This is a genomic window from Cupriavidus sp. D39 (assembly GCF_026627925.1).
Lineage (GTDB): Bacteria > Pseudomonadota > Gammaproteobacteria > Burkholderiales > Burkholderiaceae > Cupriavidus > Cupriavidus ulmosensis.
In genome coordinates this window covers 372,289-396,580 of record NZ_JAPNLE010000001.1, presented here as the reverse complement: position 1 = coordinate 396,580, position 24,292 = coordinate 372,289, and the positions used below count along the sequence as shown (strand labels likewise).

Genomic DNA, 24,292 nt, shown 5'->3' with positions numbered 1-24,292 from the left:
TCAAGCTCCATCGCCGAGATACGCTTCCCAGTGCGATGGGTCGACCGACACCAGCGCCTGTAAATCGATGGTTGACTCGCCGGGAATCCGCACGCGCGTGAACACATGCGCCGCGTACTTGACCGGGCGGGTCGCGTCCAGCCCCATCTTGGCGCAGATGCCTTGCAGGTGCGGCTCGGGATTGTCGATGCCGGCGAGGCTGGCCGCGACGGTCGTGGAGGGGTCGAGCACCGAGCCCTGCGCCCCGGCGATCACCACCAGGTCCTGGTCTGCCTGGAAGCGCGTCGCGACGGCCCATTCCACCTCGGCCGGGTCGTGGACGTCGACATCGGTATCCACCACGACCACCTGCTTGATGTCGTAGTGCGCGCCAAACGCCGAGAGAATGACGTTCTTCGCTTCGCCCTCGCGCTTCTTGTCGAGCTTTACATACAAGTGGTACCGGCATACGCCGCCCACCGACAGATGCACATCCTGCACCCCGGGATGGCTGCGCTGCAGATGCGCCAGCAAGGTCGCCTCGCGCGGAATCGCCCCGAGCAGCAGGTGCTCCATCTCCGCAGGCACGATGGTGTGATAGATCGGGCGATGACGGTGCGTGACGGCGTCGACCTGGATGACTTCGCGCGGCTCGGCGCTGCTGTAGTACTTGGGAAACTCGCCGAAGGGCCCTTCCATCTCGCGCTCGCCGGGCAGAAGCCGGCCCTCGATCACGATCTCGGCATTGGCCGGCACACGCACATCGCTGGTACGGCACTTGACCACGGCAAGCGGCGCGCCGTGCAAGGCCCCGGCGATCTCCAGCTCGTCATGGTCGATCGGCGTGATGGCCTGCGAAGCCAGCATGGTGAGAGGATCGACGCCGATGACGATGGCGATGGATAGCGCCTCGCCGCATTCTTCGGCCGCGCGGTAGAACGCATCGAGATGGCGTGGCAGCATCAGGATGGCCATGCGGTCCGGTGCATGCACCTGGATGCGGTGGATCGAGACGTTCTGCACGCCCGTGCGCGGGTTCCGCGCGATGGCCAGACCGGCCGTGATATAGGGACCGTTGTCGTGCTCGCTGTGGGTTGGGATGGGCAACAGTTTGTGCAGGTTCACCTTGTCCAGGTGGATGACCTGCTGGCATGCGGCCTCGCCCTGGGCCACCTCGCTCACCGGCAAAGGCTGCGCGGCGGCGCTGCGCAAGCGCTCGAGCAAGCCGGCCTCGGGCACGCCCATCGCCTCGGCGATCCACGCGCGGCGCGACATGAACCCGCTCACGACCGGAACGGCATGGCCGCCAGGCCGGCGGAAGAACGCCGCGCGCTCGCCATCGAGCCGCTTGGCGACGGCTGCGAGGGTGTGCTCTAGTGCCACCGGCTCGTCGATTGCAGCCAGCCGGTCCGTGTTGCCGAGGTGGCGCAGCCAGCTGCGCAGGGTCAGCGCCCCTTCGGGCAATGGTGCGGCTTGCGGCGCGCTGTTCGTCGTTTCGGCGGGTTGCCTGGGCATAGCGTGACTCCTGGGTCGTCGGTGTGCGGCCCAGGCCAGACTGGTCCAGACTGGCCCGGCCGCACTCAATGTGAGGCAAGCCTAGTCAGGAAGATGCATCAGGTCTAATACTGTTTATTGATCCGAAATATCATAGTTGCTGATATACGTGTTTGACCCGATGACAGGCGACAGGCGCTGAACGCTAATAGAGACCTGAAGCGATCTTCGCTTTAGAGGCTGCGCCCGGTGGATTTTGCACCTCAGGCCGATTGCCGGCGCTGGCATCCGCCGCCTTGGAGATCACTGATTTATATGTATTGATTTCCAAATATCATTTTTAATGATTACACAATGAGGCGACTCGGGCACATGGATTTAAAGCAGATCCAGTACTTTATCGCGCTGTTCGAGGACGGATCGGTCACTCGGGCCGCCAAGCGGCTGCATATCGTGCAGCCCGCGCTGAGCATGCAGATCGCCAGGCTGGAAGAAGAGCTGAATCTAAAACTGTTCGAGCGCGGCGCGCATGGCATGTCGCCGACCGCCGCGGGCCGCCAGATGTATCGGCTGTTCCTGCCCATCATGCGCGACATCACGCATGCGCGCGAACAACTGGTGCAACGGGACGAGGTCGTCTCCGGCAACATCACGATCGGCCTGATCGCCTCCATCGCCGAGGGCGCGCTCGCCGAAGCACTGACCAGCTTTCGTATGCGCTATCCCCAGGTCGAGGTGACCGTGGCCGACGGCTACAGCACCACGCTGATCGACTGGGTAGCGGGTGGCCAGCTGGACGTGGCCATCATCAACAAGCCGCGCGCCCAGTTGTCACTCGACTCCCGGCCGCTGCTCGACGAAGAAATGGTGCTGGCAACGAGCGCGGCCCACGGCCCGGACCTGCCCGGCTCGGTCCAGCTAGCCAGCCTCCCCGCGGTGGAACTGGTGCTGCCCACCAACCGCCACGGCCTGCGCGGCGTGCTCGACAGCGCGGCGCACCAGTTGGACATGATGCTCACGCCCAAGTACGAGATCGACGCGCTCGGCACCATCGTCAAGCTTGTTGCGTCAACCAACATGGCCACGATCCTGCCGCGCATCGCGGTGCAGCGCGCGGTGGACCGGGGCACGTTGCGCGTGCACGCCATCCTGGCGCCACGGCTGATCCGGCACATCGTGCGCATCAGCCACCCCCGCCGCCCCTTGAGCACAGCGGCCGAGGCGCTGGTCAGCATCATTGCCAGCGAGATCCAGCGTACGTCGGACGCGGCAACGCCCGCCGGCAGCCAAGACTTGAACAAGGAGAAGATGGAATGAACGCGCAACACTGGATTGCCGGCGCATGGACCGGCGAGCCTTCCGCCGATAGCGTCAACCCCGCCGACGGGACCCTGATCGGGCAGTTCGCGGACGGCGGCACCTGGCAAGCCGAAGCCGCCATCGCCGCCGCGCGCCATGTCTTCGAGCGCACCACCTGGGGCCAGGATGCCCGCCTGCGCCAGGACGTGCTGCTAGCCTGGGCTGGTGCGCTCGAGGCAGAGCGAGAGCGCCTGGCCAGTCTGCTCACCGCGGAAAACGGCAAGCCGGTCGCACAAGCCCGGGGCGAGGTCGGCGCCGCTATTTCAGAGGTCCGCTATTACGCCGGGCTGGCGCGGCACATCCCGGGTCACGTGCTGGAGCCCGAGCCAGGCACGATATCGACCATCCTGCGCGAGCCGGCCGGCGTCGCCGCCATCATCGTCCCCTGGAACGCGCCGGCGGTGCTGCTCGTGCGCTCCCTCGCGCCAGCGCTTGCCGCGCGCTGCACGGCAGTGGTCAAGTCGGCAGCGCAAACCACGCTGTTCACAGCCGCCATGCTGCGCTTGTTCGAGCGCACGGCCCTGCCGGCCGGCGCCGTCAATCTGGTCTGCGAAACGGGCTATGCGGCAGCGGACCACCTAGTGCGTTCGCACGACGTGCGACGTAGTGAGCTTCACAGGATCGACCGCAACCGGCAAGAAGATCATGATCGCCGCTGCGGACAGCGTGAAAAAACTCTCGCTGGAACTCGGCGGGAAATCGTGCTGCCTGGTGTTCGACGACGTCGACGCGCAAGCGGTCGCGAAACGGCTCGCGCTTGCTGCCACCGTCATCTCGGGCCAGCAATGCACCGCCGCGCGGCGGGTACTGGTGCACGAAGCCATCGCGCCACAGATGCGCCGGCACCTGACCGAGGCCCTTGCCGCGCTGCGCCTCGGGCCCGGCATCGAGCCCAACACGCAAATCGGCCCGCTGATCGACCACCCGACGCGCGCGATGGTGAGCGCGCAAGTCGAGCGCGCCTGCGACGAGGCGGACACGGTCCTGCTGCGCGGCACGATGCCGGGCGGCGCGCTCGCGCGCGGCGCCTTCCTCAGCCCCACACTGGTGGAACACAGCGACCCCAGTGCCTTCTTCTGCCAGGAGGAGATCTTCGGGCCGTTCGTCACATTCGAGACCTTCGCGACCGAAGGCGAGGCGCTGGCCAAGGCCAACAACACCGTCTTCGGCCTGTCCGCCAGCGTCTGGACGCAGCACGGCGAGCGCGCCATGCGCCTCGCGCGGGCGCTGCGCAACGGCACGGTCTGGGTCAACGACCACAACCGCCTGTTCGCCGAAGCGGAGACGGGCGGCTATCGGCAGAGCGGCCTTGGACGGCTCCACGGTTATGACGCCCTCGCGGACTTCACCGAATTGAAGCACATTTGCATCCAGGCGGGCCTGCCGAAAGGGATGTCGCAGGCGGGCTGCAGGCTCAGTGGTGTAGCAGCGCGCGAGCGGATGGGAGTTTCCGTCTAGCACTGACCCAGACGGCGCCAAACGGCCGGTCCCGCTAGGCAACGACGTGAAAACCCGCAGTTGGCTCCCCGCCAACGGTCGGGGACATTTCAAAGCCACGGTATGCACTGTTCCGTTGTTCTTCCATTGCGCCCTCACAGCGCTCCGGGAATCCTAACATGGTGGCCCGTGCAGCCGTCTCTCGCGGTCCACTTTGCTGGATGCGATCCTCTGTTCAACTTTGACCCATTGCTCTTGAAGAGTGGGCCGGCCTGCAGCGATGAGTCTTGCGTTGGCCCGGTCCATTGTCTCGTGCATCTTTTGGGCCAAATCAGCGGCCTGGAGAGCTGCGCCAATGCCAATGGCGTCGGCGACTTCCTGGCTGAAAAATTTCTCGATTTGCGTCATATCGGGGCGGCGGATGGGAAGCTTTGGAGCTAAAGAATGAAGGAGGGTCTGGTCGCACAGCTAAGCCATCAACAGCTTTGTGTCGATGGCTCCCCCTTGCCAAAGCCGCCGCTTCCGCTATTGTCTCCTCTGCGTTCCAGACCAGCCTGGGTTTCTGGCCATCATAGAGAAACTTGAAGGACAGGACCTCCTCCGCGCTCTCCGCTGAACTCTCAGCGCAGGGAAACGCGTAATACGTAGCGACCCAAGGGACTGTAAAGCTTCGCTCCGCAAAGGCCGTCACTTCGAAGTCGCGGTACTCGAAAAATTTGGGAGACATGTGGTGCCAGGCTGACAATAATCCGCTAGTGGGTCCCGACGGGGTACTTTCGCCCCACTGATGCCATTCACGGCTCGTCGGTCGACGCCTTACACATAGCTAAGCTTCGCGAAACTGGGGGTCGCGAAACTCATCGCGGAATTTTTCGCGAATCCGGACGAACTCATCGAGATGGCTCAATAGTAGCGCCAGCAACCTCGGATCGAAGTGGTGACCCGACTGCTCGCGCATAGAGGCCACCACCTTGTCCAGCGGCCACCCTTGCTTGTATGGCCGATCCGAGAGCAGTGCGTCGAAAACGTCACAAATGGCGACGATGCGGCCTTCCAGCGGAATATCTCTGCCGGCCAGGCGATTCGGATAGCCGCTGCCATCCCATTTCTCGTGATGGGTCAGGGCAATCGTACGGGCAAGGACGGTGAACGGCGTATCCATGCCGGAGAGAATGCGGGCACCGATCTCAGGATGACGCTCCATGATGGCGCGTTCTTCGCTGTCGAACCTGCCCGGCTTGAGCAACACATGATCCGGAATGCCGATTTTGCCGATATCGTGCATTTGGCTGGCCACCCGCAGCATGTCCACGTCCTTGTCATCCATGCCGGCAAGCCTGCCCAGGTGGGCGCAGCACAGGCTCATGCGGGATACATGCTGGCCGGTCTCATCGTCGCGGTACTCGGCCGCGCGGCCGAGGGTTCTGACGATCTCGATCTGCGTTTCGCGCAGCAGCGCCTTCTGCTCGCGAACCCTGGCTGCCATTCCCAGAAAGGAAGTCTGAAGATCGCGCACCTCCAGAATGCGATCGCTGACGCTTGTTTCCGGTAACACCTCTGTTTCGCCGAATCTCGATATCTGGCCAACCAGCGCCTGGAGCGGGCGCGTAATGGTGCGTACCGTAAGCAGGCCCAGCAGCGAGAACACCAGGCCCACTAACGCGCAGACGCCGACGATCCGCCACGTCATGCGCGTTATGCTCGCCCTGACGGCCGGTGCGGACTCGCGCAGAACAATGCGCCAGTCGAGGCCGGTAAAGACGTGCCCCAGCGGCAGGGGTGCCGCAACCAGCAGTGACGTCTGCCGCTCCGACGGCCAGGTGGCCTCGATCATCTGCCCGAGCGCGAGCTGCTTGAGCAATGCACGGGCTTCGCCGGTAGCGCCTTGCGTGTCGTAGAGAATCACCCCGTCGGCACTCACCACGGCAGCTGCAAGCGGGGAAGCGTCTGGCGACGTTTCGATGCCGTCACGTACCGCGTCCTCGATCATCCGCCAGTTCAGATGGCCGGCAAGAACACCCGTCGCCTGGCCGTCCGCATTACGCAGAGGCAGCGCGATGTCGAGCAGGCGCAGCGGCGCGCCGTCCGGATTGCGAATATGCTGCTCGAGTAGCTTGGCCGGATGAAGGTTGCCGAAAAATGCCGGGCTGTTGAGCGCGCCCTCGAACCAGTCGCGCTGCGCAACGCTACCGCCTTCCAGCAGCGTTTCAGTGCCGAGTTCGATCTGGCCATTTGCCGAGGCCACGCCCAGCCAGGAGAAGTACGCGTGGGCGGCGCGCATTCGCTCCAGAACTTCACGCTTCTGCTGGATGGTTGCGTCCGCCAGCTCGCGCTCGAACAGGTCGCGAACGGTGCGGGTATCGCGGTACCGTTCGTCGAGATCGAGCGATATCTGCCTGGCTATTATCCGGGCCGTGTCGACAAGACGCTCACTCTCCCGGCTGTGGATATCCTGCGCTCCCCATAGCGCTATGAGGCTAGCGCAGAGAATAGCGATGACGGCGGTGAGCAAGGCGATGTTGGCAATCAGTGCCGAGGTGAGCGAAATTCCCCGCGCTGGAACGCGCCCTCCTGCCATTTTGCTCCGGGGCTCATCCATGAGATCTTCCCTTGGGGCAAGACGGAAGGATAGCGGTTCTTACCCTCGCCTTAGGTCGGAGAGGTGGCCCCGTCCGTCGGCGGAGGCGGTTGCGCCATTCCATGCCAACGAACAATCGCAGCGCCAATACTCGCACCCGTAGCGCGCGGCTCGTCGAGCGGTGGGCTTGGCAGGCAACCCGGGACGACCGATGATAGGTATGCGTGCACCTAGGCTCCAGCTTCATACTCGGGAATTCCGTCATGATTAGGCAGGCCCCTTTCAGAAGGCTGAACGAGCGCCTGCGGGTGAACAACAATTTATGCCACGCTCGGAAGGCTGAGCGTTACCTTTGTGCCTTTGCCGATCTCCGACACAAGACCTACCTGGCCCTGATGAAGCAGCGCGATCTCCCGCGCGATGGTTAAGCCAAGCCCGCTCCCTGCCGAGGCGTCCAGTCGATTCCCACGATAGAACTTGTCAAACGCCATTCTGGCGCTGTCCGCATTCATGCCTGCGCCTCGATCCAGGACGCATAGCGTGACGCTGCCGCTTTCGGTCTCAGCCGTGGAGATCGCGACGTCCACTTCCTTGCCCGCGGGTGAAAAGCGGACCGCATTCTCGATCACGTTACGGAGCGCCCGGCTCAAAGCTGCATGGTCTGCCATCACAAAGAAGGGCCCTCCCTCTGACGCCAGCCTTACGCGGCCGCCATCCGAGAAATCGGTCTCGATGAGCTCTCGCACCAGACGCTCAAGGTCCACCCTGTGGAAGCTCAGTTCTGCAGCGCCGAACGCTTCGAGACGGGTCAAATCCAGCAGGTCGGATGCCAGGCGGTAGGTCCGCTGCGCCTGCGTGCGGATGGTCTGGTAGATGCCGTGACGCTTCTCGGGAGGGATCAGGTCGGCGGCAAGCAAGTCGGCGTAGCCCATGACATTGGTCAAGGGTGTCTTGAGTTCGTGCGGGGCGGCTGATATGAAGTGGGATTTCGTCCGTGCATCGCGCCTGTCCGCAGTCACGTCCCGGATGGACAGAACGCAGCCGGTGCCGCTCGTAAAGTGCACGATACGGACGCTGTACGCCGGCGACGCCGCGATATCGAACGCGATCAGCGCGGTGAACTCGTGGGACAAGGCCGTGCGGCTGAGTTCCGCAAGCAATTCCGCCGGCGCGGTCGCATCGGGGGAGGGACGGCGGCCCTGATACAGGTGGTTGATAAATTGCTGCGGTGTGGCGCCGCGCAATTCCCCGAGCGAGACGCCGAGCAAGCTGCAGAGCGCCGGATTGGCGTCATCGATCACGTGATTCCTGTCGAAGACACCAATGCCTTCGTCAACGGCAAGGAAGAGCGCATGGAGATGCTGCTTTCTCTCATTCAGGCTGCGGGTCACCACTGCTTCCCGGTCTGCCAGCAAGGCCAGATTTTTGATGGCCTTTGCCTGGCGGAACTGAAAGTAGACAATCAGCGCGGAAATGGCGCTCGCGAGCATGACAATCACCATCAGTCTACTCCGGTACGCCGCCAAGGCCTCATGCACGTTGTAGCCCACCACCACGGCGAGATCGCCCCGTGACAGCCGTTGGATGCCGAATATGCGCTCGATGCCGTCGATGGGGCTCTCATCAGTGACTTGCGCGTCTCCGGGCCCGGAGAGGGCTTTTCGGACTTCGGAGCTTGCCGGCACGAACTGCCCAGGGGTGGCGCTCGACCCGCTCAAGCGCGCCCGGAATATAAAGTCTTCAGTGCCGAGCACCCCGATCACGCCTTTGTTACCGAGGTAAATACTCTTGTAGACATTGGTAAGCGAGAGCGGATCGAGCGATACCACCACGACTCCGCGGAAACGCCCGTTCGGCGCGACGATGCCTTTGGATAGCTGCACCACCCAGCGTCCGGAGGTGCGGCCGACCAGGGGCTTGCTCACATACAGAGTCGGCCGGGGATTGTCGATGTGAACGCGAAAATGCGCGCGGTCGGATAGGTCCAGCGGCTCAAACGCTGGATTGGTGGAAGCCCTGATGCGTCCTGTCTCGTCCAGGACCGCCGTCTGCAGGAACGGCTCGGTGGCGAGATAGCCGTTGCGGGTCCATTCTGCAAGCGGCAATTCAGGGCCTAGCTCAATCACGGCTCCCCCGATCAGCGAGGTCAATTGGTCCGCCTCCATCATCGTTCGTTCGACACTCTGGCCGATCGCAAAGGCGAGCCGACTGGCATCGGCATTGATTCGGCCGATGGAGGTACCTCTGTCCCAGCCTGCCCACAACGCTACGGCGACCCAGATGCCTACAATCAGTGCGATGGCGGTCCCCAGGGGCATGAACAAGCGCTGCCGGATGACGGCAGCCGCTGCGGGCCGATAGGTTTCCAGATTCATGGCGTTCCGTTTGATATTAAGGTGTGAATGCGATGCGCGACGGACGCACAGGCGGCGGAAACCCTCGGGCAAAAAGCGTATGAGACGCAGGAGGGGCTTAACTATGCGCAGCCTCGAAAGCCGATCGTCGCTCAGGCGGCCGAACGCTGTATCGGCTTTGCCATGTGCAACTGATGCACGGCTGTTCCTATGTTTCTTGCGCCTCCAGGGCGCATTCAGCATGCACTAAGTGTGGAGTCGGGAACAGTATCAGTTGCAGCGAAACCGACAGTATCAGATGGCTTTGATAGTTCCTCCGTTGGTGTGACGGCCACTCTGAGGCCTTGCCGCGAAGAAAGGCGGACGCAGGCACGCAGGCGCATCAGGAGACGGGCAAGCGCCGCCGAGGCATTGAAAGGAACTGCGCTAATTTCTCTATGGCTTTGAACCGCACGCGATAGTAGGAATCCGGCCTGGCACTACAGCGATAGCCGCGAGACGCGAGTCTTCTGTCCGCGCCGCTATGAGCTGTCCAAGCTGCTACCCGGGTTGGTAGAGGGCTTGGCGGGGCGCCTTTTCCGCACGGGATCACTCAGGCGCAAGCGTTCCCGACCAGAGGATGGTTCAGCTCGCAGCGATGATCGCCTCCCAGGCTCTACGTGAGTACCGGCTCATGCTCGGCGCTGCGCTGAACGTCGGGGTCACCCCGGTGGAGGCCAAGGAGATTGTGTATCAGGCCGTGCCGGATGTGGGTATGGCCAAGGTCTTCGACTTCAGCCACGCCACCAACGAGGTGTTCACCGAGCGCGGCGTCGTACTGCCGCTACCGGACCAATCCACGGCCACGTTCGAGGACCGCGAGGATAAGGGCCTTGAGGTCCAGAGGCGGATCATCGGCAGCGACGTCGTCTACAGGCTCTATGCCTCCTCGCCAGAAGATCAGTCACACATCCAACACTACCTATCAGCCAACTGCTTCGGCGACTACTACACTCGAACCGGCATCGAAGCTCCCACGCGCGAGCTGCTCACCTTCAGCATGCTCGTCGCGCTCGGTGGCTGCGATCCGGAGGTCAAGGGACACGTGGCCGCGAAAGTTCACGTCGGCGACGGCCGCTCGCGTCTGATCGAGGTCGCGACCCAACTGCTGCCCTCCATCGGCTACCAGTCCCTTCGTCGACAACCATTCTGACGCGGGGGAGGTTTCGGCGGCCTCGGCTTGCTGGCGAGAAGCCAGTGCCTGGGCAATGGGAGATGAAGAAATTCCTCTAACCCTCCCGGAGGTGGCATCGGCTTGCAGCGGTCTCACCACGGATGATACTTGGAGATGTCGGTCAACCAGCCGACTGCGGAGATCCCCTGAGATGACAAACACCAAGACCCTGCAGCTTCAAGCCAACGCCCTCGCCGCCACGCTGGACGGAACACCCGGTGCCCTCTTGGCACTCGTGCATGCCGGCTACCGCCAATGGACAAAGGCCCGTCGCCTGTATTTCCAGCCCGAGCGGCGCGACGAGTTGCTGCAGGAGATCCCGCATTTCTGTGCGGACACGCATCTGCTCGAATGCCCGCACGATGACGGGTGCCGCCCGCAGGCGATAGCAGACATGCTGGACGCCCGCTATCCGCGCTACGCACGGCGCAAAGTATTGTCGTACCACAAGCGATGAGTCCTCAGCTATCCGCAGGGCCCACCCCCGCTTTCCTGGGAGAAAATGCCGCCTCGCAGAGGCGGTAACGTGTTGGGTAGGCCAGCTTTCAGTATATAAATACTGGCATACACATATCCATCCATGATATTGGACAAGAAGAGAAATGCCCTCAGCGCGAGACGCCGAGGGCACAATTTCCAGTTTTTCTCTTCCCGTTTCACTGCGGTAGGCGCATCCCCGACTTGCTGTCATGGCGCCTCGCAATGACGAACGGCCTGTAGGACAAAATCCGGCATGAAATCAGTGCGCGCCCGATAGCATTTGCGCATGGCTCGAAGGACACTGGACTACCCACCTCGGACAAGCCCATGCTGCTCTTTGTGATCGTTACCCTCGCGGCAATTGGGGTGATCGCCATTACGATTTCCCTTATGAAATAGTGCGATGCTCCAATCCAGTTCCCCAAAGACGAGACGAGGCGAACGGGGGCGCTGGGTCGGCGAGCATCGCGCCAACGGCCGGTACGCGGGTCGACTCCTACTACAGCGGGGAACCCCACAACGGCAGTCGCTTATCGCAGCCATTCGTTGTGAGAAGCTGCTTCAAGATGAAGTCGGAGTGGCTCAGTCTAAGCGCGCGGTCGCAGATCCTCCCTAGAGATGCTATGACTTTCAAATACACCTTCATTGATGTAACCAACGCCACGCCCGCCGGCGCCCCCGTTCTCGTGGCTGACCTGACCGCAGACGCGCCCATCCCGCATCTCGCTATTGGTGTGGTCATTCGCCTGCCGGACGCTGCCGGCAAGCTTTGGCTGGTAAGGGAACTGAGCCTGAGCCCGACGATCCAGACCAACGTGGTCGGCGCGGACCTGGCGGTCTTGGTCTATGTGACTGCCGAGTAAGCATACGTGTGGATTCCGGACCCCGGCGAGCAACGACTTCTGTTCGTCAGCCCTTCATTTGCCGCGCTCCTGGGCCACACGGCCGAGGAAGTTCTGGAAGATTCGAGCCGCTGTCTCGACCGCGTGCCGCCGGCAGACCGCTCGCGGGTGGAAGCCGCGTTCGCAGACATGCTGCGCGATGGCAGGATGGATATGGAATTTCAGGTGACACGGCCGAGCGGCGAGATTCGCGAAATCCGCGCGCGCGTTCCCGGTCCGCAGTACCCCCGGCCCGGATGGCCGATCGCTGCGCTTGGCAGGCATCTGCCAGGACGTCACAACGCAGAACTGGGCGTTGTGCGCGCTGCGCGAGGAGGAACGCCGCAAGGACCAGTTCCTCGCCATGCTGGCGCACGAGTTGCGCAACCCGCTGGCACCGATGCGCAGCGCCGCCGACCTGCTGCAGCATCTCTCGCCCTCGCGCGAGGACATGTTCCGCGCGCGCGACGTGATCGGGCGCCAGCTCCATCACCTGACACGGCTGGTTGACGAACTGCTCGACATCTCGCGCTTCAACCAGGTCACGCTGCGGCAGGACCTGGTGGAACTGCGCTCGGCGCTGAATACTGCCGTGGAAAGCGTGCGCCCGCTGCTTGAAGCGAACGGCCACTGGCCGGCCGTCAAACGCAAGCACGCCTGAGCTGAGCCGCAGGCCCGCACGACATCTCGCGGCACGAGAACCTCGAGGCCGGGATCGTGGCCTGAGGCTCCGCGCCGCTCAGGTGAGTCTGTCCTGCAGGGTATCCCCGGGGCAGGGCGGTTGCGGACTAGCGCGATAGGACCTTCAACTCGTCGGTCACTGAACTCACGCCCTCAACGCTACGCGTGGCATCGACTGCGAGCTGGTGCTGTTCCTTCGTCGGCACCGAGCCGCTCAGGTTGACCGTGCCGTTCTTGGTCTTCACGTGAATGCCCGTGGACTTCAGGTCCTTGGTGGCAAGCGGCTTGGTCTTCACCTTGGTTGTAATGGCGCTGTCGCTGACGGATTGCGCGGCCTTGTCGCTCATTTCAGTGGTGTCCGCAGGCTGCTGGTCGCGGTCACCCGCGACGCGGCCCGGCATGCCAGGGACCAGTTGGGTGGCGCAGCCGTGGTGGTGTCGGTGGCGACGCGCATGAAGCCGCCTGTATTGAGCGCAGACGCGCCGCCGGTAGCTGCCGCCAGCGCGGCAGCAACACAAGTCATGCGCAGGGTACGTGCAGGAATTTTCATCGCTCTCTCCTGATTGTGGTCACACGGTTCGACATGAGCCGCCGCACACGAGGTGACTTGCGGGCGATGCATGCATCGCAACCACGAGTTCTCGTGAACCGCATGAACGTGAACCGCAAGGAGCGTACCTACCAACAGGGCGCGAAGCAGCAGGCGAACGGCCATGTATATCACACCCCCGCTACGCCGTAATGTGTGAGTTCAGGGCAGGAATTTGTAATTCCGGCCAGCGCACAAACCAAGCCCACGCCGCTTCTGCACGTACACTACGACCTTGCTTGTATCGTGCCTTTTCGGGACGGGGTCCCGCAAAAGAAATACGGAATTAGTTGGACTGCCCTGAACTTGCACCGGAATTGCCCCGCACGTCTAAAAGATACGCATTTGACGCTTATGCTTCACCGTTCGTTTCCGCTCCTCAAAAAAAGCTGCCCTACGCTAGACCTCACGTCCGGCCGACGGCGGATGGCCGAAATAGCTCATGAGGCATATTTGGGAAACCGAATGGAATGCCTCCCATGTGGCTTTGCGACGGACGGCTGGTGATCTCGCCGCCGTCTATTTTTTCCGCATCGCCGCCCGGTCACCTTGGTGTACCCATCCCCCTCATCGAACAAAACGCATTACCCCTGCGCGCGGGGCGGCTCGGGCTCGGGTAACCCGATCTGAACGGCCTCTCGGCGTCCGGGATCGCCTAACTAAAACGATCGATAATATCGATCGACATTGAAATGGCGTCCGGGGGTGCTCAACCAGACCAGCACGGATCGCAACCCCGCCGCTACGTATTCGGTATGCGTAGTTAGCTGTCGACTGTCTCAAGCGCGGCATTTGTGCGAGTGGCCATGTCGTGTACCCCTGCTCCGTCGATGACTTCGATCAAGGTCTAACTGGCCTCGGTGACGTCTCGAACGTTTCGTCAATGGTTCCTATTATTTCTCGGCTAGGGCTCGGGACCGCTCGACTTTGACCTCTCCGACAGCGAGCAACCCTGTGGCAGCCATACAACGTTAGGGTTCGGGCTTTCCTATATGCCTATCAGCGCAATATTGTGGAAGCTCTTGGGCATCAGGAAATACCATGCACGACAACAAGGTGATCGAGGCAGGGACACGGGTAGGGCGACTAGTAACGCTGGGGCCCCAATACAAGGTGGGTGATGCCTATTTCTGCGACTGCCGATGCGATTGTGGCGCGCTGAAGACTATCCGGGCCTCCAACCTCAAGAGAACCAAGTCGTGTGGCTGCCTGCTGAAGGAGCTGAGAGAGGGCGCTATGCGATCAAGCGGCAACCCGGTGCATGCTCGCTGGGGCGCTCGCCTAGGCCGCTGATCTCCTACGTCGCCCCATCGTCGTGAAGCAAGCGTCGTGCTCTGTGCGCGCGACTCAAGATCAAGAATCCCGTTCAGTATCGGCGCTGGATGCCCGCGTGCCTTCATCATCCAATGCGATCCTCGGCCTCGTGGCTGAAGCGGTTTCGTCTTCTGATCCGGCCGCCACGACCGTGAACGACAAGTTCGACCCCGCTCTGCTTCGCCCTCTCTGCGCCAGCGGCAATTGCTTCTTCACGAGATGCGTGCTGTGACGGCGCCTCGTCCGCACCTTCTACCGCGACAGCCCATCGGCCCGCCTCCATGCGAACCACGTGGATATTGCATGGGGACATATTCTTGTTCTCCTGCGTTGGTTTTTTTGATCCTTGTATAGGCCAACGAGCAGGAAACGCCTATCGAATTGCGTCCGACAGTCCTAAGCAAAGATAAGTTGTTACTTACGCGAACAGCGATTGTGTCAGTGCCCTTTGGCTAGGGCGTTGAGCATATCACTGCCGCAGCTCGTGATGCTCGGGCGCTTGTGTCCGGAATCCATGCGTTCTAGGTGCACCAGTTGCCGCTCGACGAGCGCTTCGATGGCCGCGCGGTCGAGGTCGGATATGTTGGGTGCTGCTTCTTCGATCAGCATGAGTGCGGCCACTTCATGAGGTGTCAGCATCGTTGTCTCCATTGACCCGTTCTAATAGGTGTGGCGGATAAAGTCCACTCGGTTGTTCTGGGTGGCCAGGGTACTAAGGACGAGGGATCGCAAAGTTAATGCATCAGCGGCGGGGCGACCATAGGGGCGTGCCCTTACAACTTCGCCATGGGGCCCACGGCTCCTCGCTTGGTGGCTGGTGAGAAGCTGCCTTAAGACCTGCCCGTCGGAGCCTCATAGGCAACAACAGCGAAACTGGGGGGGCCGACGATGCTGAGCCATCCCTGCGATGGATAAACAGTTCGACGTGATTCGCCGTGGCGGCGATGACAGCTGCCGCTGGCTCGGGTAGTGACTGATGGGCCCGTCTCGACCGTCAACGGCCACGGCCCAGCCGCCCTGTCTATCCGAAACCACATGGATATTGGCGGGCGCGCGCTGTACTCAGAGTGCTGAATCAGCTATGCGCCGACGTCAGCTGGATTCGACAAGCGTTCCGATAAGCCGCAACAACTCCGCATGCTCTGGTCCGTGCGCGTCGCACACGAGGAAATCGCCGACGGCTGTTTCGGATGTCTGGCCGCCCGATGGCATGTTGGGCTCATGCCGGATGAACAAGCGTCCTGAATCCAGGTCGCGAACCAGCGACCAACGGTCGCCATTGGCACTCCGATAAAGATCCCGTGCTTGCTGCGTCATGAACCGCCCCTCAATTTTGGCTGGCGACATTCCAAGCATGCATCTATTCGATGCCATACACAACAAGGAGACTGAGGTTTGACCGTCTCTTACGGGTCGACTGCGGCCCGTCGCCGGTGACCTTATCCTTTGGAAACTCGCTGCCCCGCGTCGGCGGACTTTGTCGCAGCATGTGGGATTGCTTCGCGCGCTGGGCTAATGGCGGCGCGGCACTGGAAGACTGTGGACAAGCGGCCCGCTGTAGATCGGGCAAAAAAGAACTCGTAGGAAGGATGCCGAAGCGGTAAGCGAGGGGGCTTCAATAGACCGTCGCCGGCGGATACGATGCCGGCTGAGCCGGCGCCCCGTGTGCCGCTGAGAACAGCATCGTGACCACCTACGTCGTTTCGGCCATTTGCCGCTTTGAACTGAAAAAACGCCGCGCCCGGCAATGCTTAGGCCGGCGGCGAGGGAGCGCGGCCTGATGACGTAGCTATGTGCGTAGGCTCAGTAGCCACTGCTGGTAGTACTTCTTCTGCTCGACCACCGTCGCGGGGCACACGTCAGCGCCGATGGCAAAGGTCTCGACCATGTCCTCCACTACCGGCTGTCGCCCCATCATGAGTCGGTGCGCGAACAAGCCCTTACCGAGCTGCTGGGCGCCATCGATGTAGTACACATCCAGGCTCGCGCCGTAGCAACGTGGGCCTATCCCGGACAACGCCATAATGTCGCGGATCCGGCGGAGTGCCTCGAAGAAATCCGGAGCCATCAGGTCAATGGTCTGATCACGGTAGAGGGCACGCAAGCGACAGACGTCCAATTCTTCGCTCGCCTCGAACCGGATCAGTTCGTCCGGGGAGCCGCCACTGAGCGGAACTATAAGGGTGGGCATGGCAAGTGATTTTTGATTGACGGCCTCACGCAGTGGATTGGAGCCATTGCGAATAGAAATCGCGTTGCTCTGCCACAGTGGCCGGAGTTATCTGGGCGTTGCATCCAAAAGTTTCCACGACATCGAACTGAGTAACCTGCCGGCCCATGGTGAGGCGATAGGCAAGCAATCCACTATTCAGGTTTCTGCTGGAGCCGATGGAGTACACGTCGAGGCTCACTCCGTGGCACAGCGGATATAGCCCCTGCAACGCTAGCGTTTCCCGAATTTGGCACAGGGCCTCAAAAAGTCTGTCGCGGTCACGTCGATGACTCGACCGCGGTAGCAGGCGCGCAAGTGGCAAGTCGCTGACTTGCCACTTGCCTCGAACCGAACGGTCTCGTTGGTTTCGCCTCCGACGAGCATGTTATGAAAGGCTAACATCGTGTGAGCGCCGGGCAGGATGTTGCGCTTCATGTTGTCCATTGTTAACCCAAGTGTAGGGCGGCCTTTTGGACGCCACTAGTAACTTAGGGGCGCAGCGCTCGGCCAACGGGACCTGTCGTAGGTCGTGGCCATGGAAGAAGGGGAGGTCAAAGACGAAGTACTGGATGTCCTCCACCTTCGATCTATCAAACGCATTCTGCAGCGCCTGGAAGTCCGTGGTGCCCTTGTCGCTGAGTATCACGATCTCCCCATCCAGCCAGGCGCAACCGAGGCCAAGAGCGCGTATCTCCGCCGCAAGCGATTTGAGGCGTGATGTCCAGTCATGGCCATTTCTTGTGAAGAGACGGACATCGTCGCCGTCGACCCTTGCCAACAACCGATTGCCGTCGAACTTGATCTCAAAGGCCCATTGTTCGGCGTTGCGCGGCACCGCTGAAGCGAGCGTCGCAAGTTGCGGGGCCAACGCAAGCGGAAGGGGGCGGGGCGTGCTGCAGCGGGCAGTACGAGTCGGCCCTGCCCCGGGCGCGAGCGACGCTGCTTTGGCACGGCAGTCTTCGCGTTACCGCCGGCAGCCGATTTGCTGTTGCCCTGAGCCAGCACGCTGTCCGGTAGGGCCTCGGTGATGTCGTACTCGGCGGCAGAGCGCGCAAACGCATCCCGCTCCTTGATCAAGAGCCAGGGTTCCTGACGCTCGTCGCCGTGGCCGTGCATTCTGACCAAGGTCCAATGACCATGTAGCTTCTCACCTTGCAGCTCGAACTTCAACTTGCCGCTCTGGTAGCCGGCGACCGGATCGCCGACCGGCATCCACGTCCCCCGATCCCAAACGATGACTGTGCCGGCCCCGTACTCCTTGGGCGGGATCACGCCTTCGAAGCTCGCATAATCCAGCGGGTGATCCTCGACATGCACGGCCATCCGCTTCTCTGCGGGATCCAGGCTGGGTCCCTTGGGGACCGCCCAACTCTTGAGGGCACCCTCAAGCTCGAGACGAAAATCGTAGTGGAGCCGGCGAGCCGCATGCTTCTGCACGACAAAGCGCAGTGCGCCGCTGGCGGCGCTCGCGGCGGACACCTGGCCGCTCGGCTCCGTCGTCGCGGCGAAGTCCCGCTTCTGACGGTATCGCTCCAGGCTCCGCGCGTTGGTAGATGCCGACTTAGTCATGGACTGAGTTCACAAGCCGGGCGGCGCGGGCTTTACCCTTTCACGATCGCGAGGATCGTGCCCGTAGCTGTTGCGCATGCGGATCTGCCCGTCTCGCCCATGGATCATCAACTCGACGTTGTCCTGCTTTGCCTCCGTCGTGCCGGCCGCGATGGCGTCCTCTAGGTCGTCATGCGCAGAAGAGGGCTCGTGGGCGCCCTCGCGCACGACATGCCATTTATCGCCGTGTGGAACGACATGCACATTTTTGTTCGCCATGACTGTCTCCGTTTCGTCGTCCTCTGTGATCGCAGTATTTCCCCGTCCTATGCAAACGGCAATAAGCCGCTGTCCGACACTTGGTATCGCACTGGTCACCATGTAAGTCCGACAAAAATTACACGCACATGTTCTGCCACGAAGTGCTCGCCTATCCGCAAAGTGACAGTGGAACGCCGCAGGTTCGTCAGGCACGATCTAAGCTAGATCGATGTACTCCCGACCCGTACGGTGATCGCCATGGCTGCCCGTTCCATTGCCTCCCTCTCTCTCAGCTTTGGCCTCGTGTCGATCCCAGTGCAGATTTATAGCGCTACGGAAAGCAAAACGGGGGTTAGCTTCAATCTGCTACATAAGGGATGCGGCTCAAGGCTCAAACAGCAGTACGTATGCATCCGCGAGGATGTGGTGGTCGAGCGGTCCGACGTGGTCAAGGGCTATGAGTTCGAGCCGGATCACTATGCGGTGTTTGAGCCAGACGAATTGAAGGCGCTGGAGGACGAGGCGAAGCACACGGTCGATATCGTGTCATTCATGCCATCCGGGGCCATCGATCCGATCTACTTTGACAAGGCCTACTACCTGGGCCCAGACAAGCGTGGCGGCAAGCCATATAACTTGCTCGCCGAGGCTATGCGAAAGACAGGGACTTGTGCGCTCGCGCAGTGGACTTGGAAAGGCAAGCAGTACATGGTGCAGGTGCGGGCGACCGACGAGGGCTTGGTGCTACAGCAACTAATCTACGCTGACGAAGTTCGATCGATGGTGGACCTGCACGTGGAGAAGGCCCAGGTCCAGCCAGCCGAACTGGCGTTGGCCCAGCAGCTGATCGAACAGAACTCGGTGGACGGATACGACCCCACGGCATACAAGGATGAGGAGAAATACCGCATCCTGGCGGCCATCGACAAGAAGATCACCGTGAGCGAGGAGCGAAGCGAACCGCGGCAGGGCGCGGAAGTGATAGACCTGATGGAGGCCCTGCGCGCAAGCATGGCCCAGCGCAAACAGGGCGGAACGAAGGCACCGGCCTCAGCGGCTGCAGCGGAGGGCAAGAGCAAGAAGACTGGGAAGCGTGCCACTGCGGCGCCAGCGCCAGCTCCCGCCAAGCGAGCTTCAGCGGCGAAAAAGTGACGGGCCGATGCCGACGTACACCCTGAAGGACGCCGAGACGATGCTGGGCATCCCGCGTTCGGTGGCCACTAGGCTGGTCACCGAGGGGATCATCACGCCCACACGCGGGCCGCGCCGGAAGCTCCTCTTCACGTTTCAGGACATGGTGCTTCTCCGGACAGCAAATTCACTGCATGACGCCAAGATCCCAACGCGGCTGATTGTCCGCGCGCTGGCGAGGGTGAAGGCCGCTCGCGGAGCCGGCCAGCCGCTGACCGGCGTGCGGATTCGCGCGATGGGCAACGAGGTGGCGACAAGGGATGAGGGCAGAGAAGGATGGCAGGCCGTGTCTGGCCAGATGCTGATGGATTTTGAGCCCGGCGACCCGGGCGCCGCGATTGTGCAATCACTGCACGACGCGCGGCCACCAGCTGCCGACGCGCAGGATTGGTTTCTCATCGGTGCCGAACTGGAAACGGAGAAGCCGATCGATGCCGAGGCCGCATACCGGCGGGCCTTGGCGGCAGAACCAACGTTTCTGGATCCGTATCTCAACCTGGGCTGCATGATGTGCGACGCGCGCCGGTTTGGCGACGCGGCCGAACTGTACCGCTCTGGCATCTCACAGCTGCCGAGCGAGCCGTTGCTCCACTTCAACTTGGCCGTAGCGTTGGAGGATCAGGAACGCCCCGGGGAGGCACTCATCAGCTATGAGCGCTGTATCCAATTAGCGCCGGACTTTGCCGACGCGCACTTCAACGCGGCTCGTATCTACGAGACCCTCGGCAACGGGATGCGGGCGATCCGACATTTCAATGAGTATCGGAAGCTGCAGCGTTAGCGCGGGAGGTTGGCACCCTGAAGAAATGAGACAGCGGCCGCATCGTGCTCGACGTCAGTAAGGGGTCGCTTCAGAGAACGGACAATATTGCACGCCAAGCTTTCGTGAACCCGGCCAGAAGCTGGCTACCGGGCAGCAAAGGCCTGATCCATCTGACGTGAGAGGGCTGAGGGAGTAGGTAAGAGGTAAGCCAGCGGCGTTATATCCGACCGGCGTCCCCGTCGGCACAATCTCCTTCATGTTCAGCACGATGGAGATTGGTCATGAATGGGATGCTCGTAAAGCAATCGAATAAGGAAGTGGAATGGCGCCAACGGCTGGCGCGGTTTGCGTCGAGCGGTCAGCAGATCAAATCGTTCTGCCAGGCGGAGTCGGTTTCGACGGCGACGTTCTGCCGCTGGCGCAGGCAGTTGGCCGAAGTCGGCGGCGCGACGCCTTCATCGACGTCGGCGCGATGCCGCTGGCGTCCGAAACGCAGTCGATGATGCAGTGTGCGGCGCTGGAAGTTCGCCTCGACTTGGACCAACGCCTGATGCTATGGTAGCCCATCACGCTCCTCGATACACTCTACTTGTAGTGGGAATTCCTTCTATGAGCAGCACTTTGTCAAGCCCTTTGGTGAACTGGTTAGTATTTGACTGCAATCGAATCCAGCACCTCCATTGCAAACGACGCGCCAGTACCTACGTGCAGCCAGTAGTCTGAAGCCGATTGTGCGCGCGTCGGACGTGACGTCCGACCACCTTCTATCCGCCGGCGCCTGGCCGGCCTCATCCTGCATGCGCGTTACGCCGGAAACGTCGCCGGGAACATGCCCCATCTACATGAATCGGTTGCATCAGCAACCCAGGAATGCCACGGGCATGTCCACTTCAAACCGTGTCTGCTACGTACTGTCTGGCTAAACCTTACCTCCTTCCTGCTAAGCCTGAGGGCTTAGGCCGACTTCAGGTGTGCGCCTTCAGGGATGACGCCGTCCTTCAGATAGCGCCACAGCGCAATCGCGAGGCGTCGGGCGACCGCGACGATGGCGATGCGCCGCGCCCGGCGATTCGGTCCCGTGCCCTGCGTGCGCTGGATGAACCACTGTGTCAGCGCGCTGTCGGGCTGGTAGCGCAGCCAGCACCACGCCATCTCGACCAGTAGAGCGCGGACCCGTCGGTTGCCCTGTTTGCTGATGCCCTGGTCTACCTGGCTCTCGCCGCTATCGTAGGGCTGCGGCACCAGGCCTACGCAGGCACCCACCTGGCATCGGTTGCTGAACTCTCTCCAGAACAGTTCGAGGGCGAGGCGCGACGCACCCACTTCGCCAATCCCCTTTAGGCGTGCCAGGGCATCAATCCGCTTGCGCGCGGGTGCCGGCAGGATTGCTTGTCTCGTCTTCTCGAGCACGGCGAGTTGCTTCTCCGCCAGCGCCAACCGTTCGCACTCGCGCAGCAGCCGTTCACGCAACTCGGGCGGCAGCGGTTCGCCGTCGTGGCACAGCACCTCGTCACGGGCGAGGCGGTTGGCGAAGGCCTTGCTGTCGACGTCATCCCAGCAACCGAGCGTGGCCAGCAGTTTGCGCATCCGGTCGCGATGCTGCAGGACCTCCTTCTGCAGTGCCCCGCGATCGCGCATCATTTGGCGTGACGCCTCGTCCTGCGAAGACGGCACGTGAACCACATGCATGCGGTCGCGCTCGCCTCGCAGCCACGCGCGTAGGTTGATGACGAGCTTAATCGCATCGAGCCGATCGGTCTTGGCCCGTCGCTGATGGCGCTCGACCGGAATGCTGGCCGGATCGACGACATAACAGTCGATCCCTCGTGCCTGCAGCGCGCGATAGATCCAGAACGCGTCCTGGCCGGCTTCGTAGCTCACGGCGAGCCTCACGCCTGCCGGCAGCGACCACTTGCGTTTCTGGTATTCGATCAGGTCCAGCACGGCCTGCAAGCGGGTTGCCGCCTGCGGTTGGGCGACGGTGTGTATCGCCGGTTGCTCGCGCTGCCCGTCGTGTAACGCGACCTTCCACTTCGCGGTTGCCAGTTCAAGCGAGACCGCCAACACCCGCTCCTCTGTACCCGTGTATGCCTGATCTGTACGCATGATGGTCTCCTATGAGCCAAGCTCGGCACGCTGATTCTAGGCCTCGGCGTGGCGAGGCCTAGATGCTTCATAGGATCTACCCCGACGGTCACGCCCGAGATTAAATATGTTGAAAGGGGCGCACGACTCCCTTTATCAGACGATCACTAGCCGGTGCAACTGGAGCGGAGCGATTCCAAGTCCTCCCTAAGCGCTTGGATCTCTCTTGCCAAGAGCAGATTTACGGCTTTTAGGTGGCGAATTTCGTCGTCTCTTCCTCTCAGAGCTTGTCGTGACTGCGCCAAAGCGCGCCTCAAATTGGCAATTTCCTCGCTTTGGGCCAATGCCTCAGCCTCGATACCCTGCTTCATGATTGTACGAATCCGCACCGCTAGGTCTGGATAGCGATTGTGGATCGTAGCGTTTGACACAGCAGCTTCCTCCGCAACTGCGGAAATGCAAAGACGGCGCTCGCTGGCAACGCGCTTTGGCGTGCCTTGGAGGATGCGGCTGATGGCCGCTTCAATTTCGCTTCTGGTGGCTTCCGTGCCCATATAGCTTGTCTCCATCGTGCCAACCGTATTGTGCACCAACACCGGTGAGCGGTGCCTCCGTAGCGCTGCCACGGTTATCTTGTCTCGGACTCGGTTGCTCGGACTCGGTTGCTTTTGGCAGGGATCCGACAATGAGTCGATACGAGATCACGAGCCAATCCAACCGGCTGAGCGAAGGCTCGATCGATTCAACCTCGTCGAATCCGCTGTGCAGAGCGAGGAGCCCAGTCTTCGCTCTGGAGTTTCAGCGCCCCCCGGCAGCGATGCAAATGCCACATGCTTCGACAGATTCCACGGTCTAACAGGCTGCTGAAGTACCTCGGCCCCGAGTCAGCGCATCGCCATGTCGAAACGTTGATCTGAGAACTCGACACGACTCACTCTCCGACATCGCATGCGCGGCGCAGATACCTTCACCGAAAGCTTGTTCACCATGCGGCGGCTGGACGATTTTGTGCCCAAGTCCCATCCACTGTGCCCGATTCGCCACCATGGTCAATCAAGCCTTGGCGAAGATGGATCGGCTGTTCGCGGGGATGTATGAGGCCGACATCAAGGGTGGTCGCCCGAGCATCGCGCTGGAGAAGCTGCTGCGAGCGATGTTGCTGCAGGTGCTCTACAGCATCCGGTCCGAGCGTCAATTGATGGAGCAGACGCAGTACAACCTGCTGTTTCGCTGGTTCATCGGGTTGTCGATGGACGACGCAGTCTGGGTGCCCACGGTCTTCACCAAGAATCGGGCGCGCCTGATCCAGCACGATGCGGTGATTGAATTCTTCAACGAGGTGCTTGCCCTTGCGCAGAAGAAAAACTGGCTGTCGGCCGAGCACTTCAGCGTGGACGGCACGCTGATTCAGGCGTGGGCAGGCCACAAGAGCTTTGTTCGAAAGGATGGCAGCGACGGCGACAACGATAGCGGCGACTTCAGGGGGCACAAGCGCAGCAACGATACGCATCAGTCCAGGACCGATCCCGATGCGAAGCTCTATCGCAAAGGCCCGCTTCGCGACGACCTCCTCCAGTTTCAACGCCAGCGCGTTGTCGTAGAGCCATTCCCCATCGTCGACGTCCTGCACATACATCAGGCCGGCCGGCGGGTCAGCCAGCAGTTTCTGCAGGGCCGCTTTGCGTTTCATCGATAAAAAAAGTGCCGCGACCCGAGGGGAGGAGAGTCGCGGCACTGCGGGTGATCGAGGATGAGGGCCCTTCGCCACACGCAACTAAAGCATAGGAGAGGTACCGTAGGGTTGTTAATTGGCCTTGGAGTTGAAGGGGCTTTCCTACCCCATTGAAGGGACTGTCCTACCCCACTGGTTTGA

At 61.7% G+C, this 24,292-nt stretch carries 23 protein-coding genes and 5 pseudogenes; 12 read left to right on the top strand and 16 right to left on the bottom strand.

Annotation, left to right across the window (positions count from 1 at the left end; genetic code table 11):
- The gene (locus tag OMK73_RS02020) at positions 1-1,494 is read right to left on the bottom strand and encodes a UbiD family decarboxylase (protein ID WP_267600468.1); all 1,494 of its coding nucleotides are present in this window, start codon (positions 1,492-1,494) and stop codon (positions 1-3) included.
- 351 nt (positions 1,495-1,845) lie between these two features.
- On the opposite strand from OMK73_RS02020, the gene OMK73_RS02015 reads away from it, so the two are divergent.
- Together OMK73_RS02015 and OMK73_RS02010 are read left to right on the top strand one after the other, a co-directional pair.
- Positions 1,846-2,790, top strand: coding sequence for a LysR family transcriptional regulator (locus tag OMK73_RS02015; RefSeq protein ID WP_267600467.1), 945 nt, complete (start codon positions 1,846-1,848; stop codon positions 2,788-2,790).
- Positions 2,787-4,290, top strand: a pseudogene (locus OMK73_RS02010) (aldehyde dehydrogenase family protein). Before OMK73_RS02015 ends, OMK73_RS02010 begins: the two are co-directional and overlap by 4 nt.
- Before the next feature lie 153 nt (positions 4,291-4,443).
- On the opposite strand, the gene OMK73_RS02005 reads toward OMK73_RS02010, so the two are convergent.
- The 3 genes from OMK73_RS02005 to OMK73_RS01995 all read right to left on the bottom strand — a co-directional run bounded on the left by OMK73_RS02005 (position 4,444) and on the right by OMK73_RS01995 (position 9,222).
- On the bottom strand, positions 4,444-4,677 hold the full coding sequence (locus OMK73_RS02005; protein ID WP_267600466.1) for a hypothetical protein: 234 nt from the start codon (positions 4,675-4,677) through the stop codon (positions 4,444-4,446).
- Positions 4,678-5,095: 418 nt separating this feature from the next.
- Positions 5,096-6,781: an HD domain-containing phosphohydrolase gene (locus OMK73_RS02000; RefSeq protein ID WP_267600465.1), complete on the bottom strand. Its 1,686-nt coding sequence runs from the start codon at positions 6,779-6,781 to the stop codon at positions 5,096-5,098.
- 386 nt (positions 6,782-7,167) lie between these two features.
- The gene (locus tag OMK73_RS01995) at positions 7,168-9,222 is read right to left on the bottom strand and encodes an ATP-binding protein (protein WP_267600464.1); all 2,055 of its coding nucleotides are present in this window, start codon (positions 9,220-9,222) and stop codon (positions 7,168-7,170) included.
- Between the two features lie 580 nt (positions 9,223-9,802).
- On the opposite strand from OMK73_RS01995, the pseudogene OMK73_RS01990 reads away from it, so the two are divergent.
- The 6 genes and pseudogenes from OMK73_RS01990 to OMK73_RS38685 all read left to right on the top strand — a co-directional run.
- A pseudogene (locus tag OMK73_RS01990) lies at positions 9,803-9,979 on the top strand (carboxymuconolactone decarboxylase family protein); the annotation flags it as partial.
- Positions 9,956-10,393 carry a carboxymuconolactone decarboxylase family protein gene (locus OMK73_RS01985; protein WP_267600716.1) on the top strand — a complete coding sequence of 146 codons (438 nt, stop codon included), beginning with the start codon at positions 9,956-9,958 and terminating at the stop codon, positions 10,391-10,393. The pseudogene OMK73_RS01990 and the gene OMK73_RS01985, both read left to right, overlap by 24 nt.
- Before the next feature lie 172 nt (positions 10,394-10,565).
- Positions 10,566-10,871: a hypothetical protein gene (locus OMK73_RS01980; protein WP_267600463.1), complete on the top strand. Its 306-nt coding sequence runs from the start codon at positions 10,566-10,568 to the stop codon at positions 10,869-10,871.
- A gap of 646 nt (positions 10,872-11,517) precedes the next feature.
- Entirely contained in the window at positions 11,518-11,757 is a 240-nt protein-coding gene (locus tag OMK73_RS01975) for a hypothetical protein (protein WP_267600462.1), read from the top strand.
- Between the two features lie 6 nt (positions 11,758-11,763).
- Positions 11,764-11,943 (top strand): annotated as a pseudogene (locus OMK73_RS38690) (PAS domain-containing protein); the annotation flags it as partial.
- 106 nt (positions 11,944-12,049) lie between these two features.
- A complete protein-coding gene (locus tag OMK73_RS38685; protein ID WP_420715432.1) occupies positions 12,050-12,436 on the top strand; it encodes a sensor histidine kinase in 387 nt (128 codons plus the stop codon).
- Between the two features lie 127 nt (positions 12,437-12,563).
- Here OMK73_RS38685 and OMK73_RS01965 read toward each other — a convergent pair whose 3' ends face one another.
- The 10 genes and pseudogenes from OMK73_RS01965 to OMK73_RS01920 all read right to left on the bottom strand — a co-directional run bounded on the left by OMK73_RS01965 (position 12,564) and on the right by OMK73_RS01920 (position 18,398).
- Positions 12,564-12,803, bottom strand: a complete 240-nt coding sequence (locus OMK73_RS01965; protein ID WP_267600461.1) for a BON domain-containing protein — start codon at positions 12,801-12,803, stop codon at positions 12,564-12,566.
- Entirely contained in the window at positions 12,800-13,006 is a 207-nt protein-coding gene (locus tag OMK73_RS01960; RefSeq protein ID WP_267600460.1) for a hypothetical protein, read from the bottom strand. The genes OMK73_RS01965 and OMK73_RS01960 overlap by 4 nt, the downstream gene beginning before the upstream one ends.
- A gap of 1,438 nt (positions 13,007-14,444) precedes the next feature.
- The gene (locus OMK73_RS01955) at positions 14,445-14,642 is read right to left on the bottom strand and encodes a DUF2188 domain-containing protein (RefSeq protein WP_267600715.1); all 198 of its coding nucleotides are present in this window, start codon (positions 14,640-14,642) and stop codon (positions 14,445-14,447) included.
- Between the two features lie 155 nt (positions 14,643-14,797).
- On the bottom strand, positions 14,798-14,998 hold the full coding sequence (locus tag OMK73_RS01950; protein WP_267600459.1) for a hypothetical protein: 201 nt from the start codon (positions 14,996-14,998) through the stop codon (positions 14,798-14,800).
- Positions 14,999-15,451: 453 nt separating this feature from the next.
- Positions 15,452-15,676, bottom strand: coding sequence for a hypothetical protein (locus OMK73_RS01945; protein WP_267600457.1), 225 nt, complete (start codon positions 15,674-15,676; stop codon positions 15,452-15,454).
- A gap of 472 nt (positions 15,677-16,148) precedes the next feature.
- Positions 16,149-16,550, bottom strand: coding sequence for a hypothetical protein (locus tag OMK73_RS01940; protein WP_267600455.1), 402 nt, complete (start codon positions 16,548-16,550; stop codon positions 16,149-16,151).
- A gap of 25 nt (positions 16,551-16,575) precedes the next feature.
- A complete protein-coding gene (locus tag OMK73_RS01935; RefSeq protein WP_267600453.1) occupies positions 16,576-16,770 on the bottom strand; it encodes a hypothetical protein in 195 nt (64 codons plus the stop codon).
- Between the two features lie 186 nt (positions 16,771-16,956).
- Complete coding sequence (locus OMK73_RS01930) at positions 16,957-17,406, bottom strand: hypothetical protein (protein ID WP_267600451.1); 450 nt, start codon at positions 17,404-17,406, stop codon at positions 16,957-16,959.
- 284 nt (positions 17,407-17,690) lie between these two features.
- A pseudogene (locus tag OMK73_RS01925) lies at positions 17,691-18,140 on the bottom strand (DNA polymerase ligase N-terminal domain-containing protein); the annotation flags it as partial.
- A 9-nt stretch (positions 18,141-18,149) separates the two neighbouring features.
- Positions 18,150-18,398, bottom strand: a complete 249-nt coding sequence (locus OMK73_RS01920) for a DUF2188 domain-containing protein (RefSeq protein WP_267600449.1) — start codon at positions 18,396-18,398, stop codon at positions 18,150-18,152.
- 240 nt (positions 18,399-18,638) lie between these two features.
- Here OMK73_RS01920 and OMK73_RS01915 point away from each other — a divergent pair, with 240 nt between their 5' ends.
- The 3 genes from OMK73_RS01915 to tnpA all read left to right on the top strand — a co-directional run bounded on the left by OMK73_RS01915 (position 18,639) and on the right by tnpA (position 20,837).
- Entirely contained in the window at positions 18,639-19,532 is an 894-nt protein-coding gene (locus OMK73_RS01915; protein WP_267600448.1) for a Ku protein, read from the top strand.
- Between the two features lie 7 nt (positions 19,533-19,539).
- Positions 19,540-20,352 (top strand): tetratricopeptide repeat protein, encoded by an 813-nt coding sequence (locus OMK73_RS01910; RefSeq protein ID WP_267600447.1) that lies wholly within the window; start codon positions 19,540-19,542, stop codon positions 20,350-20,352.
- Between the two features lie 263 nt (positions 20,353-20,615).
- Positions 20,616-20,837 (top strand): IS66 family insertion sequence element accessory protein TnpA, encoded by a 222-nt coding sequence (gene tnpA / locus OMK73_RS38680; RefSeq protein ID WP_420715431.1) that lies wholly within the window; start codon positions 20,616-20,618, stop codon positions 20,835-20,837.
- 451 nt (positions 20,838-21,288) lie between these two features.
- Here tnpA and OMK73_RS01900 read toward each other — a convergent pair whose 3' ends face one another.
- Entirely contained in the window at positions 21,289-22,440 is a 1,152-nt protein-coding gene (locus OMK73_RS01900) for an IS110 family transposase (RefSeq protein ID WP_267600444.1), read from the bottom strand.
- Positions 22,441-22,586: 146 nt separating this feature from the next.
- Positions 22,587-22,973: a hypothetical protein gene (locus tag OMK73_RS01895; protein WP_267600443.1), complete on the bottom strand. Its 387-nt coding sequence runs from the start codon at positions 22,971-22,973 to the stop codon at positions 22,587-22,589.
- A 394-nt stretch (positions 22,974-23,367) separates the two neighbouring features.
- Here OMK73_RS01895 and OMK73_RS01890 point away from each other — a divergent pair.
- A pseudogene (locus OMK73_RS01890) lies at positions 23,368-23,989 on the top strand (IS5 family transposase); the annotation flags it as partial.
- Positions 23,990-24,292 lie beyond the last annotated feature (303 nt).

What these genes read in the sequence shown, in the direction of transcription:
- OMK73_RS01985 (WP_267600716.1), top strand. Translation starts at nt 9,956, where the DNA reads ATGGCCAAGGTCTTCGACTTCAGCCACGCCACCAACGAGGTGTTCACC.
- OMK73_RS01940 (WP_267600455.1), bottom strand. Translation starts at nt 16,550, where the DNA reads ATGCCCACCCTTATAGTTCCGCTCAGTGGCGGCTCCCCGGACGAACTG.
- OMK73_RS01900 (WP_267600444.1), bottom strand. Translation starts at nt 22,440, where the DNA reads ATGCGTACAGATCAGGCATACACGGGTACAGAGGAGCGGGTGTTGGCG.
- tnpA (WP_420715431.1), top strand. Translation starts at nt 20,616, where the DNA reads ATGAATGGGATGCTCGTAAAGCAATCGAATAAGGAAGTGGAATGGCGC.
- OMK73_RS01980 (WP_267600463.1), top strand. Translation starts at nt 10,566, where the DNA reads ATGACAAACACCAAGACCCTGCAGCTTCAAGCCAACGCCCTCGCCGCC.
- OMK73_RS01960 (WP_267600460.1), bottom strand. Translation starts at nt 13,006, where the DNA reads ATGAAAATTCCTGCACGTACCCTGCGCATGACTTGTGTTGCTGCCGCG.
- OMK73_RS02020 (WP_267600468.1), bottom strand. Translation starts at nt 1,494, where the DNA reads ATGCCCAGGCAACCCGCCGAAACGACGAACAGCGCGCCGCAAGCCGCA.
- OMK73_RS01995 (WP_267600464.1), bottom strand. Translation starts at nt 9,222, where the DNA reads ATGAATCTGGAAACCTATCGGCCCGCAGCGGCTGCCGTCATCCGGCAG.
- OMK73_RS02005 (WP_267600466.1), bottom strand. Translation starts at nt 4,677, where the DNA reads ATGACGCAAATCGAGAAATTTTTCAGCCAGGAAGTCGCCGACGCCATT.
- OMK73_RS01950 (WP_267600459.1), bottom strand. Translation starts at nt 14,998, where the DNA reads ATGCTGACACCTCATGAAGTGGCCGCACTCATGCTGATCGAAGAAGCA.
- OMK73_RS01915 (WP_267600448.1), top strand. Translation starts at nt 18,639, where the DNA reads ATGGCTGCCCGTTCCATTGCCTCCCTCTCTCTCAGCTTTGGCCTCGTG.
- OMK73_RS02015 (WP_267600467.1), top strand. Translation starts at nt 1,846, where the DNA reads ATGGATTTAAAGCAGATCCAGTACTTTATCGCGCTGTTCGAGGACGGA.
- OMK73_RS01945 (WP_267600457.1), bottom strand. Translation starts at nt 15,676, where the DNA reads ATGACGCAGCAAGCACGGGATCTTTATCGGAGTGCCAATGGCGACCGT.
- OMK73_RS01955 (WP_267600715.1), bottom strand. Translation starts at nt 14,642, where the DNA reads ATGGAGGCGGGCCGATGGGCTGTCGCGGTAGAAGGTGCGGACGAGGCG.
- OMK73_RS01910 (WP_267600447.1), top strand. Translation starts at nt 19,540, where the DNA reads ATGCCGACGTACACCCTGAAGGACGCCGAGACGATGCTGGGCATCCCG.
- OMK73_RS01895 (WP_267600443.1), bottom strand. Translation starts at nt 22,973, where the DNA reads ATGGGCACGGAAGCCACCAGAAGCGAAATTGAAGCGGCCATCAGCCGC.
- OMK73_RS01920 (WP_267600449.1), bottom strand. Translation starts at nt 18,398, where the DNA reads ATGGCGAACAAAAATGTGCATGTCGTTCCACACGGCGATAAATGGCAT.
- OMK73_RS01975 (WP_267600462.1), top strand. Translation starts at nt 11,518, where the DNA reads ATGACTTTCAAATACACCTTCATTGATGTAACCAACGCCACGCCCGCC.
- OMK73_RS01965 (WP_267600461.1), bottom strand. Translation starts at nt 12,803, where the DNA reads ATGAGCGACAAGGCCGCGCAATCCGTCAGCGACAGCGCCATTACAACC.